Here is a 17456-nt window from a genome sequence, read left to right on the forward strand (position 1 = left end):
TCTCCTAATGGCTAGCGGCAGTAGCGCCCATTTCATTGACTTGACGAAACTTATCAAAACGATCCATAGCAAATGGCGCAATGAGCTCAGGAACCTTGCCGCCACTCGCCACCAACTCCGCCATGGATTTGCCACAAATCGGGGTTGATTTGAATCCCCATGTGCCCCAACCCGCATCCAGGTAATAGTTCTCTACTGGGCTTAATCCCATGATTGGACTGTAATCTGAGGTCATGTCTGTGATCCCTGCCCATTGACGCATCAGTTTCAAGTTCGCCATAAATGGGAACATTTCAACGGCGCTCGCTAGCAGGCTTTCTTTTAAATCCAGGGTTGAACGGGTGTTATAAAGTGGGTAAGGATCTGAACCACCACCAAACACCATTTCACCTCGGCCAGTTTGTTGCACATAACAATGCAGTGCGGATGAACTGACCAATGGATCCAGAAACGGTTTTACTGGCTGGGTTACCATGGCTTGCAGAGGGTAAGTGGTAATCGGCATTTTGATGCCTGCCATGGCCGCAACAATTGAGCTATGACCTGCAACCGCTTGAACAATGCAGCCACAAGAAACCTCACCTCGATTCGTCTTTACGCCTTTCGCTTTGCCATTTTCAACAATCACATCCGTCACTTCGGTTAATTGATGCAGCTCAACGCCTCGCTGAGTGGCGCCTTTGGCATAACCCCAAGCAACGGCATCATGGCGAGCAGTAGCACCATCAATGTGCCACAAGCCAGCTAATATCGGCATGTCCGCTGGATTCATGTTGAGGGTCGGTACAAGCTCTTTTATTTGTTGAGGGTCAATTAGCTCCGTTTTACCACCAAAATGCGTATTCACTTCGGTACGTTGACGGAAGGATCGAACCGTCGAATCTGTGTGCGCTAAGGTTAATTGTCCACGGGAGGAATACATGATGTTGAAGTCAAATTCATTGGACAGTCCTTGAAACATATCAACGGACTCTTTATAAAATTTAACCCCTTCCGAGGTCAGGTAATTAGAACGTATCACCGCCGTATTCCGCGCCGTATTACCACCGCCTAGATAACCTTTTTCTAAAATAGCGATATTGCTAATGCCGTGGTACTTGGCAAGATAGTAAGCCGTGGCGACACCATGACCGCCACCACCAATAATGATCACGTCGTAGTGCTTTTTAAGTTCTGTCGGGGAAGGTAAATCCGCATCCTTTTCAAATGGGTAGTCGTTTTTTAAACCGTATTTCAATAGGGAAAAAGGCATTTTTCAGCTCCTTAAAAAATCTGATTTGGCATTAAGCTAACAACCCAATTGATGTTGAGCGGCGGTTAACGTGTTCTGCATCAGGCAAGCAATGGTCATGGGGCCAACACCACCCGGAACGGGAGTGATTGCAGCCGTTTTTGACAATACGCCGTTAAAATCCACATCCCCCACGAGCTTCCTTTTGCCATCCAATGAGATTTGATTAATACCAACATCAATGACGACAACCCCAGGTTTCAACCAGTGTTCTTTCACCATCAGAGGTTGGCCCACAGCCGCCACGAGAATGTCTGCACTGCGGCATATTTCTTCAATGTTTTGTGTGCGAGAATGCACCAAGGTCACAGTACAATCCGCTTGAAGCAGCAAATTCGCAATGGGCTTTCCAACAATATTAGAACGACCAATCACCACCGCGTGCTTACCCGACAAGTCATCCATCTGCCGCTTCAGCATGATAATGCAACCCAGTGGCGTACAGGGCACAAGAACTGGCTGTCCGGTGACCAACTTGCCGACGTTTTCCGGATGAAAACCATCAACGTCTTTTACAGGTGTGATGGCTTCAATCACTCGAGGTTCCGATAAGTGTGCCGGCAAAGGAAGTTGCACTAAGATGCCATGAACAGACTCATCTCGATTGAGCTGATCAATTAATTCGTCTAACTCAGACTGAGTTGTGTTTTCTGGCAAGTAATGGGCGATAGATTGAAGACCTGACTGCTCAGTACGTTTGATTTTATTGCGCACGTATACACCGCTCGCAGGGTCTTCACCCACTAATACAACCGCCAATGCGGGTGTCACCTTGTGTTTCAGCTTGAAAGCCGACACATCTTGCGCCACATGTTGAACTATCTCATCAGCAAGCGTTTTACCATCAATCATGACCGTCATGATGTTCTCCCTGTTGGCCTACTTAAACACAACCGTTTTATTGCCATACATGAACACACGGTGCTCAAGATGCATCCTCACCGCCGTCGCCAAGGCCACTGTCTCAGTGTCTCGACCAACGGCGACCAAACGCTCAGGCGAATAAGTGTGATCCACTGGCTGAACGGACTGTTTTATAATGGGCCCTTCATCCAGATCAGAGGTGACATAGTGCGCTGTCGCCCCAATGAGCTTAACACCGCGCTGATGCGCTTGATGATAAGGCTTGGCACCTTTAAATCCGGGTAAAAAGGAATGATGAATATTAATCGCACGACCATGCAGTTTTTTACACATTGCATCCGATAAAATCTGCATGTAACGAGCTAACACTACTAAATCCGTATGAGTTTCATTGATAATGTCCAGCAACGCGGCTTCTTGCTCAAGTTTGTTGTCTTTATTGACGGGCAGGTGCACAAAGCGAATGCCTTCACGCTCCACCATCGGCCTTAAGTCCCTATGATTTGACACCACAGCGGTAATCTCCATAGGTAGCTCGCCTTTGCGATGACGGTATAGAAGATCATCCAGACAGTGGTCAAACTTGCTCACCATCAGCAGCACTTTTACCGGTTCGCTTTTGTCAAAAATCTCCCAGTCCATATTGAATCGAGCCACTTGTTCCTCAAAGCCATCTCGAATGGAAGTGATCGTCTGAGAGTGACCTTCTATGCGACATTCAGCTCGCATAAAAAAGCGGCGGTTTTCTTCGTCATCAAATTGGTGCATTTCAGAGATATAGCAATCATGCTCAGCAAGATAAGACGACACGGCCGCTACAATGCCGCTCATCGCATCGCAAGAAGCCTTTAAAACAAACTCGTTAGACATACCACCAAACCTCAAATATAAAAAAATTATTCATATATAAATTAAGAAAGTTGATTTTCATGCTTTAAAAATCAGTTACATTCAAATATATTAAATTCAATTATTTTTGAAAGTTAAAAACTAAAAAACCTTCAAATAAAACAAAATTAGTACATATATAAAAAAATTAATCATATATGGAATAAATCATGACAAAAACCACTGAATATCAGGTTCCGGCGTTATCTCGAGGACTGCAAATAATCGAGATGTTTGATAGCCAAAAAAGAGTCTTAAACACACAAGATTTTGCTGACAATTTGGGGGTCAGTGCCTCTTCCACCTATCGTATTGTGCAAACCTTGCTGGATATGGGTTACCTAAAGAAAGTCACCAGAAATGCCTACGAGCTCGGCCCTCAAGTCGTTTCCCGTGGCTTTGCCTTTTTGGCTGGCAAAGATTTGGTCGACATTGCCGCACCTTATCTGAACGACCTAAGAGACAGAACGTCGATTTCCTGTCATTTAGGCATACGCGACGGCTTAGAAACCGTTTATATTTATCGCTCTCAAGCCTCTCAACGCTTATCAGTGAATATTCCACTGGGCTCTCGCTTGCCTTGCCATACCAATGCGATGGGGCGCGTGTTACTTCAACAACTCAGTGACATTGAACTCAATGCCATGTATCAAACTCAACAGTTAGACTCTTACCCAGGCCCCTACCCGCAATCTTTTCCTGAGTTAAAAGCCCTGTTAAAAAAAGAATGGGAGCAAGGCTATTCAAGCAATCGATCGGATAATGCCACGGCCATTGCTGTCCCCATCACCAACTATTTAGGCAAAACAATAGCGGCCATTAACATCTCGGGGGCCGACCAAGTCATGAATCACCAAACACAATTTGAAGCGGCGAAAGAGGAATTACTCAATACAGCAAGCGCCATTTCACAGCTCGTGCCTTAACGCTGTCTCGGCCTAAATAATGTCCTAAAAAAGCCCTAAATAATGTCCAAAAAAATGGGCGTCTCTGACACTCAATTCAGCGACGCCCATCTCATTCAGAAGTGATTAAAAGCGTTAAGCATCACCTTAACCAACATAGTGTGAAGCTAGGGAAGGTACGAATAACAGGCTTTTATCCACATGCTGATACCTATATGGAGGTAGGTTATTAGGGCAATGCTGGAGCAGTTGCCGAGGCAAGGGGACTTGTTCGCACCTTCCCTAGGAGAGTGAGAGTAGCGCCACTAAAATAGAAAATAAAAGGCCCCTTTCGGGGCCTTTTAGGTCACGCTAGTGGGGGGGCGCGACATACAGTAGTGTAAACACTACTTATTGGCTTCTACACCAAACTCTGGGTAGGCATGCATACCGCATTCATGCATGTCCATCCCCTCTAATTCTTCCTCTTCACTCGCACGCAGTCCCATAATTTTCTTAATGATCCATAACGTAATCAGGCTCATTACAAACATCCAAATAAAGGTACAAATCATGCCGGTAAATTGACCGAAAAAAGTCGCGTCGTCATTTGATATCAGAACGGCAAAAATGCCCCAAATACCAGCCGAACCGTGAACAGAAATCGCACCGACTGGATCATCAATTTTCAATTTATCCATTGCCAGAACAGACAGCACAACAACAATGCCACCAATAGCACCAATCAATGACGACATAGCTGCTGATGGCGCAAGCGGTTCGGCTGTAATCGCTACCAAACCGGCTAAAGCACCATTAATTGTCATGGTTAAATCGGTTTTACCAAATAAGAAACGTGCAAAAAGGGCCGCTGTAATCATGCCTGTTGCGGCGGCGGCATTGGTATTAACAAAAATTTTGGCCACCGCATTGGCCTCTTCAACATTGGCTATTTTCAGCTCAGAACCGCCATTGAAACCAAACCAGCCCATCCAAAGAATAAACATACCTAATGTAGCAAGTGGCAAGTTAGCACCTGGAATGGCACGAATTTCTCCGTTCTTTCCATAACGACCTTTACGAGGACCCACCATAATCACAGCCGCTAATGCCGCTGAAGCACCAGCCATATGCACAACAACCGATCCAGCAAAATCCTGAAAGCCCAATTGATCCAAAAAGCCACCGCCCCATTTCCAATACCCTTCAACTGGATAAATAACGGCAACCATGACCACGGCAAACACTAGGAAAGGCCATAAACGCATTCTTTCTGCAACGGCACCGGACACAATCGACATTGTTGCGGCAGCAAAGACGGCTTGAAAAATAAAGTCCGCCATAGACGAATAATAAGGGGCATCATCAGCACCCCCTATAACCGCATCGACAGCATTATCTTCTCCCAAGAAAAATTGAATACCCGGAATATAAGCACTCATAGGATCAGCCGGATACATTATGTTGTAACCAACGCATAGATAAACAAAACACGCTATCCCATAAAGCAATGCGTTTTTATTTAATATCTCCACTGTATTTTTGCCACGAACAAGCCCGGCTTCTAACATTGCAAAACCCGCGGCCATCCACATTACGAGCGCAGCACACATTAGGAAATAAAATGTATCTAACGCATAGCTAACTTCCATTACCATATTACCCATAGATATAAGCTCCAAGTTGAGAAAGTAGAATTCACTAACAAGAAAAAGATTTCTTTCTGAGATAACTTCAAGATTTAGGCCAGCATTATTTAAGGCTCTGAAAAATAAAGAGTAATTTAATGATGTTTGATATATGAAATGAAAATTTATATGAGCAAATAAACAGCCGTAATAAGGCACAATAAAGAGTCAAAAAAATGCATTTTGCACAAAAAAAAGCCACGTTAAAAACGTGGCCCCAAATAGGTGTCATGCCATTAATTTAAAACTTCTGACCTGGAATCCAACTTGTACCCGCTAAAGGCACTCGCGCCATGGCCGCCGATTCCACTGTTAAAGCCACAAGGTCTTCTGGCTCTAAATTGCGTAAATCATTCTTACCACAAGCGCGTGCCAAAGTTTGCGCTTCAAGCGTTAATACACGTAGGTAATTGGCCAAACGGCGTCCAGCATCGACAGGGTCTAATCGCTTCATTAGATCAGGGTCTTGAGTCGAAATACCCGCTGGGTCTTTCCCCTCTTGGTAATCGTCATAGTAGCCTGCTGCGGAACCAATTTTCTTAAATTCATCGTCCCATTTAGGATCATTACAACCCAGAGCGACTAAGGCGGCCGTACCGATGGCGACAGCATCCGCTCCTAGAGCCATACATTTAGCCACATCGGCACCATTGCGAATGCCACCAGAAACAATAAGCTGCACTTTACGATGCATGCCCATTTCCTGTAACGCTTGAACCGCTTGAGGAATCGCTGCCATGGTTGGGATACCAACATGTTCAATAAACACGTCTTGCGTCGCCGCAGTACCACCTTGCATGCCATCCACAACAATCACGTCAGCACCCGCTTTAACAGCTAACTTCACATCATAATAGGTACGTGTTGCCCCCACTTTAATGTAAATAGGCACTTCCCAGTCCGTAATTTCTCGTAATTCTTGGATCTTAATCGCCAGGTCATCCGGCCCAGTCCAATCAGGGTGACGACATGCTGAACGCTGATCAATGCCTTTTGGTAAGTTACGCATTTGAGCAACTCGGTCGGTAATTTTCTGACCTAATAGCATACCGCCGCCACCAGGTTTCGCACCTTGGCCAAGTACCACCTCAATCGCATCGGCTTTACGCAAATCGTCTGGGTTCATGCCGTAACGAGAAGGCAGGTATTGATACACCAATTTACTCGATTGACCACGCTCTTCCGGCGTCATACCGCCATCGCCTGTGGTGGTTGATGTTCCAACCATCGACGCACCACGACCTAAAGCCTCTTTGGCATTCGCCGATAGCGCCCCGAAACTCATCCCAGCAATGGTCACAGGAATGTCTAACTTAATGGGCTTCTTAGCAAAGCGATCACCCAAAACCACCGAGGTGTTACAGGTTTCGCGATAGCCTTCTAAAGGGTAACGAGACATACTCGCCCCCAAGAACAAAAGGTCATCAAAATGAGGCACCTTACGTTTTGCGCCAAAACCACGAATATCATAGATACCCGTATTGGCCGCACGGCGAATTTCAGCCATAGTGGCGCGATCAAACGTGGCGGACTCTTTTAAGCTAGGGTTATTGTTTGTGTCATTGCTCATGGTAAAAACCTCTCAAAAATTAGTAAGCCGATGCATTGTCAACTTTAAAGGTGTAAAGCTGGCGAGCCGATCCATAGCGTTTAAAATCAAGCGGATTTTCATCCACTCCGGCTTTTTCTAATAAGCCCTTCAATTCCGCAATATGCTCGCTACGCATGTCTTTTTCGATGCAATCTGCGCCAAGAGATTTAACGCTTCCTTTCACATAAATGTGCACTTCATACAAGGAATCACCCAGTGCTTCACCCGCATCGCCACACACCACCAGCGACCCTGACTGCCCCATGAAACAACTCATGTGACCAATGCTGCCTTTAACAACTATGTCGACGCCTTTCATCGAGATACCACAACGAGCGCCCGCATTACCTTCGATCACCAACAATCCACCTTGAGCCGTCGCACCAGCCGCTTGAGAGGCATCGCCTTTGACACGAACCACACCTGACATCATATTCTCAGCAACGCCTTGGCCAACATTGCCATGAACCGTAACATTGGCGGTTTTATTCATGCCGGCGCAGAAGTAGCCTGCATGACCATGAATATCCACAGAAATCTCTGCATCTAGCCCAACCGCAATATTGTGGTTGCCTTTCGGGTTGGTCACGACCCATTCTTTTTCCGTTATATTCTCTTTGCACTCATGTAAGGCTTTATTTAAATCTCGTACAGATTGAGCCGCTAAATCAACAGTCATCATTTTCACATTCTCCTAAAACTATTTACGTTCCCAAACATAGAAGGTCGCTGGCTCAGGTTCCCAAACTTTGGCGTTTTCGATACCCGGTAAACTAACCAAAGCCTGATATTCAGAGGCCATTGCAACGTAATCATCTGTTTCAGCAAGAACCGCAGGCTTACAAGCGATAGGATCACGCATCACGGCAAAACCGTCTTTTGTCCCAATCGTAAAAGTGAAAAAACCATCTAGATCTTTCAGCGCATTTTCCAAGGCCACTTTCAAGCTATCGCCCTGGTTAAGTCGCCAAGTTAAATAACCAGCCGCCACTTCTGAATCGTTTTCCGTTTCAAAGGTAATGCCCTCACGCTTTAACGTATCGCGCAAACGATTGTGGTTTGATAACGACCCATTATGCACAAGACACAAATCCGAACCGGTCGAAAAAGGATGACTGCCTTCCATGGTGACAGCGGACTCAGTGGCCATACGAGTATGACCAATGATGTGACTGCCCTTCATGCCACTTAGGTTAAACTTGGAGGCAATATTTTCAGGCAAACCAACTTCTTTGAGAATTTCGATGGAGGATCCGGCACTCAAGATCAATACATCAGCATCAAGCTCAGCCAAAGCACGGCGAGCAGAACTTTCATTCGTGTTAATTTTCAGCACAACGACATTAGCGTTTTGCATCCATTTGATTTCACAGCCTAATGACGCCGATAAATTGTCACTCAACTCTTCCCAGCGATAGTCTTCGTCAGGATGTCTTAAGGTTAACTTGACCCAACCTTCGCCTACTTCATCGCCATAAATGGCAAACCCCGCACTATCTGGGCCACGATCTGTCATTGAAATAAGCATTGGCTCAAACAGTTCACCTAAACTGTTTTCAAACTTATCATTTTTTAAATAAAGCCCAACAATTCCACACATAGAAGAAACCTCAATATATTTTTAAAACGTCACAGTGGATAATCAAAAGAACTCAGCGTATTTTTCTACTTCCCAAGCGGACACTTGGCGCGAATACTCATTCCATTCAGCTCGCTTCACTTTAATGAATTCGGAGACTAGGTTTTCCCCCATGGATTCAACAAACACAGAATCCTTTTCCAATTCATCAAGTGCATCGCCAAGGGATTGAGGAAGAATAGAGATGTTCTTGGCTAGAATGTCTTCTAGAGAAAGGTCATAAAGGTTGATGTTCATCGGCTCACCTGGATCAAGCTCGCGCTCAATGCCATCCAGACCTGCTGCAATTAAAGCGGCATGAACAAGATAAGGATTACAACCAGAATCCGGTAAGCGAAACTCCAAACGACCATATGGCACACGAACCAATGCCGAACGGTTATTGTCGCCGTAGCATACATAGGCTGGCGCCCAAGTCGCGCCGGAGCTGTTCCCGCCAACCACTAGGCGCTTGTAGGAATTCACTGTCGGCGCAGCAAAAGCACAAATCGCTTTAGCGTGTGCCAAAATCCCAGCAGTAAAGTGATATGCCAATTTTGAAAGGCCCATGCCATTTTTATCACTATCATCATTGAATAAGTTTTTACCTGATTCATCTGTGATGGATAAATGGAAATGCATGCCATTACCAGTTTTATCAGGCGCTGGTTTCGGCATGAAAGAACAAATCATCCCCATGTCATTTGCAATTTCACCAGCGGCCATACGAACAAAGGTAAAGCGATCTGCGGATTCAAGGGCATCGCCATAGGTATAGTTAATTTCAAACTGACCATTCGCATCTTCGTGATCAATTTGGTAGACATCAAAATCAACCGCTTGCAATGACTCAACCAAACGTTCTAGGAACTCTCGAGAACGAGACAGTCCTTTATAGTCATAACAAGGCTTAGCAAGCGTATCGGAGTCATCCACTGGAAGTAGTTCGCCATACTCGCCTTTTTTGAACAAATAAAATTCCGGCTCAAGACCTGTGTTTAATGTCCAACCTTTCGCTTCTAAGCGTTTGATTTGATTTTTTAACACCACACGAGAACAGTATGGATGAGGTTCATCATTCACATAACCATCACAAGCCAATCTTGCGTAACCTGGCTGCCAAGGGACAATGCTTAAGGTCGACAGATCACCACGAGCTAAAAAATCAGGTCCATGAGGCTCCATTGCTAAACCACTCACAGCGAAACCAGCAAAACCAGCCCCCTTTTCCACCACATCAAAAATATTTTTGGCGGGCACAGATTTGGTTTTTGCAACGCCATGAATATCCACAAACTGCGCTAAAACATATTTGATGTGATGTTCGTTAAGAAAGCCTTCTACTGCATCAGATTGCATTGCTGATCTCCTTACTCATAGTGAACTTAATGAATATTCCAATCGATCAGGGTTAAAAATGAGAAAGGCATCAAGCATTGTTGCTAACAGTATGAGTGACTGCCCTAGATACCCTTTCCTAAATTCAAACTCATCGACTATGATAGAAATAAAATATTCCTTAAGGGAAAATTTATTTCCCAATAGGAAAGCAACAAGTTTGCCAAAAATTGATTTTTAGGAATTTTTTTTTCCTAATAGTGTAAGATTTTGATTTTTATGATCTAAAATCATCCTGTTAAAATGATATCCATGAAATGCAGGTAGGAAATTCAAGGGCAATGAAGAAAAACGCACCATCCAGGCACGCAAGCGCTCTAAATGAGGGCGAAATAGTGATTACAAGAGACTCATCGCCTAAATTAAAGCTTGAGGAATACATTGCGATGCACGTAAGACGTCGACGTGTCGCCCAAGATTTAAAAATCACGGACGTCGCACGCATCGCAAAATTAAGCCAAGGCATGGTCAGTAAAATCGAAAATGCCCAAGTGTCCACAAGCCTTGATACCCTTAGCCGTCTTTGCGACGCCATTGGTTTATCCATTTCACAATTATTTGCCGACTATGATCGACCTGAAGGTGGCGCTCTTCTCACCAAATCCGGCCAAGGCATGGAAGTGGTTCGCAGAGGAACCGAAAAAGGCCATACCTATCAGCTACTGAGTTACAGTCGCGGCAAAAAGCAGCTCTATGAACCTTTCTTAATCACCATGGATGATGCCAGCGAAGTGTTTCCTACCTTCTCGCACCCAGGACAAGAATTCATTTACCTACTGGAAGGTCAAATACTCTACCGTCACGGCAACCACCTATATAACATGCAAGCTGGCGACTCTTTATCATTCGATGCAGAAGTTCCACACGGCCCAGAAGTGCTTGAACAAGTCCCAATCAAACTCTTGTCCTTTATCATGCATGACAATAAAAATGAGTAATCTGCCTGCTCTAAATGTGCAAACCTTTATAAGCCCTTCTCAAACACAAAAAAGCCCCGACCTTTAAAAGATCGGGGCTTTAACATTTTGTATAACAACTGATTCGAACGGCTAGCCTCTGCTATCCCGAGATGACTTTTATAACCTTTTGATGTGATTAATAGTAAACAAACCGCAACACGCCATCTTGCGACTTTAGTTGAACAAGGGTGTTTGATTCGATCCGAATCTGGCGGACGCAGTACTCGGTATATACTGGCTCGGTAGAAAATGAGCCTGAGTTGGTCCATGGTTGATTAAGAATCTTAGTTGGCATAAGTTGGTGAGATTGTCTCATGTTGCCAACTGATTCGCAGCTTCCCTATCCGACAAGCGCCCTCGCGAATAGTACTTTTACTTTATGAGCAAGCCGCCTTTTAAACAATTTAATATAATTTAATATAATTTTTTTTGAGGGCAAGTAACCAATTTAATACCCTCTCCAATCAAAATTAAAATATATGCCATATTTATAAAAATTATCTAAATAGTTTAAATGCTTTTCTAACGATCTGTATTTTAAATACTTTTCAAACTAAAAAGTTCAAAAAAATCCGATATAGAAAAAATCACAACCACTTTAATAAAGGATAAAAAGCGCCAATATTGGGCATTTAAAAAGCACTAAGCACCAATAAGAAACACTTCTCATATTGCTTCAAAAAAAATTATTTAAAGCTACAAAAAAAGATAATTGTTTAGGTCAATAGAACACGATTAACTGTAAAAAAACGCAATAATCAATCATCGAGAGGAACAAACAATGCGATTACTAGAAACAGTGTCGAAAAAGCTCGTTAAAGGTACTGCCGTTACCATTTCAGCATTAGCCCTCACAGCAGGTGCCGCAAACGCAGGTACTATTTCATTAGGCCATACGACTTGGGTGGGCTACGGCACGCTCTATTTAGCGAAAGATTTAGGCTACTTTGAAGAAAAAGGCTTAAATTTAGAACTCACGACTATCGAAGAATCTTCCATGTATATGGCTGCTGCTGCGTCAGGCCGTCTAGATGGTTCTGCGTCAACTATCGACGAAATCCTTAAATACCGCCCGAAATTTTGTTTTAAATCGGTTGCCGTTCTGGACGACAGCTTTGGAGGCGATGGCATCTTAGTGGAAGACGGCATTAATTCCATTGCAGATCTAAAAGGGAAAACCGTTGCCGTAAACGAAGGCTCTGTTTCTCAGTTTTGGTTATCAGACTTGCTAAAAAGCGAAGGCATGAGCATGTCTGACATTACGGTTCAAAACATGACAGCCGACGACGCTGCAAGCGCTTTCATTGCGGGCAGAGTTCCAGTTGCAGTCACTTGGGAACCGAACTTGTCTTACGTACGATCTCATAATGTAGGCAAAGTGCTGGTCGACAGTAGCGCCACTCCGGGCGTGATTGTTGATGTTGTTGCACTGAACTGTGATGTGATTGAAAACCAACCTGAAGACGTGAAAGCGCTGGTTGATGGTTTGTACCGTGCTGTTGAGTTCACTAAAACGAACCCAGACGAAGCCAATAAGATTATGGCAAAAGGCATCGGCGGATACCTTTCTGACCCAGCTGAACTTGCTGCTGCGGCGTCAACAGTTCGCTTCTACGATAAAGAAATGAACATCGAATTATTAGGCGCTAATGGCAATGAAGGCAAAATATCTGAAGTGATTGACCTTGCAAATAAAACTTGGAGTGAATTACAAAACGTAAACTACAACGTGACATACGACGAACTTGTAGACAATTCGTTCGTCACACAGTAGAGGGTTTCGATATGTCTTCTAAGCAAGTAAGTTTTAAGCAGCTGACTTCCCCACAGGAAGAGTTGCCCAAAAAAGTTGTGCTTGGGGCAGGAACGTTAAGCTGGATAGTACTCCTATCCAGCTGGTTTTTACTCTCTGCCAGTAACCTTGTTCCTACTATGTTTCTTCCTTCTCCGATGGATGTTCTAAGTACTGGCGTACGTCTTGCGGAAGACGGTACCCTGTTCGAACATATGTGGGCCAGTGTTCAGGTTGTTTTAATTGGTTTCATTGTCTCTTCAATGCTTTCCATTCCTCTTGGGATGTTAATGGGCAGCTTCAAAATAGTACAAGCCATATTAGAGCCCCTTGTAAACTTCATCCGCTATCTGCCTGTCACCTCTTTTGTGCCGCTTTTTATCTTGTGGATCGGCATTGGGATAGAACAACGCGTAACCGTTATTTTCTTCGGCGTATTTTTTCAACAATTGGTGATGATATCCGACGTCTCTCGTGGGGTTTCGAAAGACTTACTGCATGCAGCCTACACTCTGGGTACAAGTCGTTCGAAGGTTGTCACTCAGGTCATCGCACCCGCCTCATTACCCGGCATATTGGATACATTACGCGTCACCATTGGCTGGGCATGGACATATCTAGTGGTTGCGGAATTAGTCGCAGCAACCAGTGGCCTCGGATACATAAGCCTTAAAGCCATGCGAGGTTTTCAGGTCGACGTTATTTTCTTGGCAATTGTCATCATTGGCCTATTGGGACTTTTGACGGATCAGTTTTTTAGAGTTTTAAGAGCGAGGTTAAGCGCATGGGCCAACTAGCAGAGCCACTGCCGTCTACTGTAAGCGACGAGCAACAAAAACAGGACAATACGACGTCGACTAAAGAGGCGACAACTTCGAAAAAGATCCAACTGCACATTGACGAGGTAACACTCAAGTTTCCAACATCGACGGGGACCGATTTTACTGCGCTGGATAAAGTCTCAATGGAAGTACGAGAAAATGAATTCGCCGTCATTGTTGGGCCATCAGGGTGCGGTAAATCCAGCCTACTTTATCTAACAGCGGGTCTCAACAGTCCAACTGACGGTGAAATCAAAGTCGCAGGAAAAGTGGTCGACGGCCCTGGAGCTGAGCGAGGCATGGTCTTTCAGAGCTACACCTTGTTCCCTTGGCTCACCGTCTCCGAAAACATTGAGTTTGGTTTAAAGCAAAAGAAAATGCCTGCGCCAGAACGAAAGAAAATCGTTCAAAAATACCTCAAAGAAGTCGGCTTAGAGAGCTTTGCAGATCGTAACCCAAAGCAACTTTCTGGTGGTATGAAACAACGCGTAGCAATCGCACGTTCGCTAGCGAATGACCCAGAAATTTTACTTATGGACGAACCGTTTGGTGCTTTGGACAGCCAGACTAGAATGCAAATGCAGCAGTTATTACTGCAAGTATGGGAACACAGTAAAAAGACGGTTGTGTTCGTCACACACGATATCGATGAAGCCATCATGCTCGGAGACAGAGTGTTTGTGATGGGCGCAAGACCCGGACGCATCCAGAAAGTTCTCGACGTAAATATCCCACATCCCAGAACACTGGATATGGTAATGGAACCGGATTTCATCTCGTTGAAAAGAGAAATACTGTCTCTTCTTCACGATGATCTTACAGAAATGCATTAAGTGCTTTAAGAGGCAAACCCATGACTCACAAAACGTTTGATTATATTGTCGTTGGAGCTGGTTCAGCAGGTAGCGTGATTGCTAGCAGATTATCTGAAGACCCTGCGATTAGGGTTTGCCTTATTGAAGCTGGAGACAAAGACAACTCGCCTAGAATTCAAATCCCAGCGGGCACCATATCTCTGTATAAAAGTAAGAAGTACAGCTGGAACTATTATTCTGCGCCACAAAAAAACATGAATCATCGAGTACTCCACTGCCCTCGAGGAAAAGCACTTGGAGGCTCTTCCTCAATGAACAGCATGATTTATATTCGAGGTGATGCAAAGGATTATGAACAATGGCAAACATCTGGCGCAACTGGCTGGGGCTGGAACGACGTACTCCCTTACTTCCAAAAATCTGAAAAGAACCTGTTGGGTCAATCAGAACAATTCCATGGCACGCAAGGCGAGTTGCATGTCGACAAACCCAATAGCCCAAACCCGTTTTCTCTAAAGTTTGTTAAAGCCGCCTCACAGGCATTGGGCTTAAGTCAAAACTCCGACTTCAACGGTGATACTCAAATGGGTGTCGGCCTCTATAATGTGACTCAAAAAGATGGTTTTCGCCAATCCAGTTTTAAAGCGTTTGTTCACCCTATCGTTAAACAGCGTACAAACCTCACTGTGATTCCCAATGTTCAGGTTGAAAAAGTTCTCATAGAGAATAAAAAAGCCATAGGTGTGATCGTCTGGCAGGAAGACGAAAAAACAACACTGATTGCCAAGCAAGAGATTGTCTTGAGCGCCGGCGCGTTGGGTAGCCCATTCATTTTGATGAAATCAGGCATCGGTCCAAAACAAACGCTCGAACAAGCTGGAATACACGTTCAGCATGAGTTGAAAGGGGTTGGGCAAAACCTACAAGATCACTTAGATGGCTTGGTTACGGTAAGGTCAAATGCAACTCAAACATTGGGCTTTTCATTTGGCTCCTTACCTCAGGTTTTAACGTCTCCTTTCCAGTTTTTACTAAAACGCAAAGGTTGGTTAACAACCAATTATGTTGAAGCTGGCGGGTTTGCCTCCACGACAAACGACAATCGCCCTGACATACAATTCCACTTTGTTCCCGGATACCGCAGTCACCGAGGTCGGCTGTTTGAATGGGGGCACGGCTACGCAATCCACACCTGCGTATTGAGGCCAAAAAGTATCGGTCATATCTCGATCACCAAAGAACAAAACTTATTGCTCGATTACAACTTTTTATCGAATGAAGACGACGCAAAAACCTTAATTGAAGGCATACGCTGCGCTCGAAAAATCCTCTCAGATTCTGAATTTGATGGAGCTCGAGGAAAAGAGATGCTGCCCGGAGAGCACTGTCAAACGGACGAGCAGCTTATGGATTATGTAAAAGAATATGGCGCAACCGTGTTTCACCCTGTCGGCACCTGCAAAATGGGCACGGACACGCAATCGGTCGTCAAGCCAGACTTAAATGTTCATGGCATATCGGGTCTACGTGTCGCCGATGCCTCGATCATGCCGACTCTAATAAGCGGTAACACCAATGCCGTCTGCATAATGATTGGAGAACGCGCTGCTGATTTCATAAAGAAAACTCAAGAAAGTTACACAAAAAGGCAAATTGATGGCAACCCAGCTGACGATAAACACGCTCACTAAACTTATCTCATTCGACACCACCAGTGTGCATTCTAATCTGGCGTTGATGGCTTATATTCAATCATTTCTCAATGAATATGGCGTTGAATCAACACTGGATTACAATCAAGAGAAAACCAAAGCTAACCTGTATGCAACGATTGGCCCGATAGAAAAACCCGGTATTTTATTATCCGGACACACAGATACGGTCCCTGTAAAAGGCCAATCATGGTCAACTGATCCCTTTAAACTAACATTTCTGGACAACAAAGCATTCGGGCGCGGCACGGCGGATATGAAATCTTTCATTGCCGTTGCACTAGCCTCTGTGCCCAAAATGCTGAGCGCAAACCTGACCAAGCCGATTCATTTTGCGTTCTCATACGACGAGGAAATTGGCTGCCTTGGCGTGCGCAGTCTAATAGAAAAACTGAAGCATCTGGATGTAAAACCCGCTGCTTGTATTGTTGGCGAACCGACTAAAATGAAATTGGTAACGTCACACAAAGGAAAGCTTGCAGCGCGTGTCACCGTGACAGGAAAAGAATGCCACTCGGGGATGGCGCCACACGGCGTAAATGCAGTGAACTACGCTGCCAGACTGGTTAACTGGCTTGAGAACGCAGCAAACGATAAAGCACAAAATGGCCCCTTTCACACACAGTATGACATTCCGTACTCGACCATACATACCGGCATAATACAGGGCGGAACGGCATTAAATATCGTACCAAATCACTGCCAGTTTGATTTCGAAATTCGCAATATCGCAGACGATAATCCACAAGACCTGTTAGGACACTTTACCGACTACTGCCAAGAACTAATCGGCGAAATGACACAAAAAGCGTCTGATACAGATATCGCAATCGAAGTACTTACCGAATACCCCGGACTCGCTAAAGCTAATGATGACGCAATCATCTCATACCTGAAAAATCTCACTGATGACGCCGAAGAAGGTCAAATAAACTTTGGCACAGAAGGTGGCTTGTTTAGCGAGCACTTAAAACTTCCCACTGTCGTGTGTGGACCCGGAAGTATGCAGCAAGGCCATAAACCCGATGAGTTTATTTATATTGAACAATTGGCTAAATCAGAAGCCTTCATAGAGCGATTAATTGACTCGTTAAGCGAGTCACCGTAAGCCTTTTGTCGCTTTAGTTTTTCCTAT

15 protein-coding genes are annotated in these 17456 nt (G+C 44.6%); 7 read left to right on the plus strand and 8 right to left on the minus strand.

Going from position 1 to position 17456, the window contains the following annotated elements:
• Nucleotides 1–4 precede the first annotated feature (4 nt).
• From DFP76_RS08000 to purU, 3 genes are read right to left on the minus strand one after another with little or no spacing between them, the layout of a single operon-like run.
• The gene (locus DFP76_RS08000; protein ID WP_113874113.1) at nucleotides 5–1252 is read right to left on the minus strand and encodes an FAD-dependent oxidoreductase; all 1248 of its coding nucleotides are present in this window, start codon (nucleotides 1250–1252) and stop codon (nucleotides 5–7) included.
• Nucleotides 1253–1288: 36 nt separating this feature from the next.
• Nucleotides 1289–2152, minus strand: a complete 864-nt coding sequence (gene folD / locus DFP76_RS08005; RefSeq protein ID WP_113874114.1) for a bifunctional methylenetetrahydrofolate dehydrogenase/methenyltetrahydrofolate cyclohydrolase FolD — start codon at nucleotides 2150–2152, stop codon at nucleotides 1289–1291.
• 18 nt (nucleotides 2153–2170) lie between these two features.
• The gene (purU, locus tag DFP76_RS08010; protein ID WP_113874115.1) at nucleotides 2171–3025 is read right to left on the minus strand and encodes a formyltetrahydrofolate deformylase; all 855 of its coding nucleotides are present in this window, start codon (nucleotides 3023–3025) and stop codon (nucleotides 2171–2173) included.
• Nucleotides 3026–3213: 188 nt separating this feature from the next.
• Between purU and DFP76_RS08015 the strand changes: the two genes are divergently transcribed.
• Nucleotides 3214–3969: an IclR family transcriptional regulator gene (locus DFP76_RS08015; RefSeq protein ID WP_113874116.1), complete on the plus strand. Its 756-nt coding sequence runs from the start codon at nucleotides 3214–3216 to the stop codon at nucleotides 3967–3969.
• Nucleotides 3970–4334: 365 nt separating this feature from the next.
• Here DFP76_RS08015 and DFP76_RS08020 read toward each other — a convergent pair whose 3' ends face one another.
• The 5 genes from DFP76_RS08020 to glnT all read right to left on the minus strand — a co-directional run bounded on the left by DFP76_RS08020 (nucleotide 4335) and on the right by glnT (nucleotide 10183).
• The gene (locus DFP76_RS08020) at nucleotides 4335–5594 is read right to left on the minus strand and encodes an ammonium transporter (protein ID WP_013797014.1); all 1260 of its coding nucleotides are present in this window, start codon (nucleotides 5592–5594) and stop codon (nucleotides 4335–4337) included.
• A 262-nt stretch (nucleotides 5595–5856) separates the two neighbouring features.
• On the minus strand, nucleotides 5857–7185 hold the full coding sequence (locus tag DFP76_RS08025; protein ID WP_113874117.1) for an FMN-binding glutamate synthase family protein: 1329 nt from the start codon (nucleotides 7183–7185) through the stop codon (nucleotides 5857–5859).
• A gap of 19 nt (nucleotides 7186–7204) precedes the next feature.
• The gene (locus DFP76_RS08030) at nucleotides 7205–7888 is read right to left on the minus strand and encodes a GltB/FmdC/FwdC-like GXGXG domain-containing protein (protein WP_013797016.1); all 684 of its coding nucleotides are present in this window, start codon (nucleotides 7886–7888) and stop codon (nucleotides 7205–7207) included.
• A gap of 18 nt (nucleotides 7889–7906) precedes the next feature.
• Nucleotides 7907–8806, minus strand: a complete 900-nt coding sequence (locus tag DFP76_RS08035; RefSeq protein WP_113874118.1) for a class II glutamine amidotransferase — start codon at nucleotides 8804–8806, stop codon at nucleotides 7907–7909.
• A 42-nt stretch (nucleotides 8807–8848) separates the two neighbouring features.
• Nucleotides 8849–10183: a type III glutamate--ammonia ligase gene (glnT, locus tag DFP76_RS08040; RefSeq protein ID WP_113874119.1), complete on the minus strand. Its 1335-nt coding sequence runs from the start codon at nucleotides 10181–10183 to the stop codon at nucleotides 8849–8851.
• A 374-nt stretch (nucleotides 10184–10557) separates the two neighbouring features.
• On the opposite strand from glnT, the gene DFP76_RS08045 reads away from it, so the two are divergent.
• From DFP76_RS08045 to argE, 6 genes are all read left to right on the plus strand, one after another.
• Nucleotides 10558–11160 carry a helix-turn-helix domain-containing protein gene (locus DFP76_RS08045; RefSeq protein ID WP_245546159.1) on the plus strand — a complete coding sequence of 201 codons (603 nt, stop codon included), beginning with the start codon at nucleotides 10558–10560 and terminating at the stop codon, nucleotides 11158–11160.
• 802 nt (nucleotides 11161–11962) lie between these two features.
• The gene (locus DFP76_RS08050; RefSeq protein ID WP_113874121.1) at nucleotides 11963–12955 is read left to right on the plus strand and encodes an ABC transporter substrate-binding protein; all 993 of its coding nucleotides are present in this window, start codon (nucleotides 11963–11965) and stop codon (nucleotides 12953–12955) included.
• A gap of 11 nt (nucleotides 12956–12966) precedes the next feature.
• Nucleotides 12967–13770, plus strand: a complete 804-nt coding sequence (locus DFP76_RS08055; RefSeq protein WP_013797021.1) for an ABC transporter permease — start codon at nucleotides 12967–12969, stop codon at nucleotides 13768–13770.
• Nucleotides 13758–14627 carry an ABC transporter ATP-binding protein gene (locus DFP76_RS08060; RefSeq protein ID WP_113874122.1) on the plus strand — a complete coding sequence of 290 codons (870 nt, stop codon included), beginning with the start codon at nucleotides 13758–13760 and terminating at the stop codon, nucleotides 14625–14627. The genes DFP76_RS08055 and DFP76_RS08060 overlap by 13 nt, the downstream gene beginning before the upstream one ends.
• Before the next feature lie 20 nt (nucleotides 14628–14647).
• Nucleotides 14648–16300 carry a GMC family oxidoreductase gene (locus tag DFP76_RS08065; protein ID WP_113874123.1) on the plus strand — a complete coding sequence of 551 codons (1653 nt, stop codon included), beginning with the start codon at nucleotides 14648–14650 and terminating at the stop codon, nucleotides 16298–16300.
• On the plus strand, nucleotides 16266–17429 hold the full coding sequence (gene argE / locus DFP76_RS08070) for an acetylornithine deacetylase (protein WP_113874124.1): 1164 nt from the start codon (nucleotides 16266–16268) through the stop codon (nucleotides 17427–17429). Before DFP76_RS08065 ends, argE begins: the two co-directional genes overlap by 35 nt.
• The last annotated feature ends 27 nt before the right edge of the window (nucleotides 17430–17456 follow it).

This window comes from Marinomonas aquiplantarum, from assembly GCF_003314975.1.
GTDB classification, from domain to species: Bacteria; Pseudomonadota; Gammaproteobacteria; order Pseudomonadales; family Marinomonadaceae; genus Marinomonas; species Marinomonas aquiplantarum.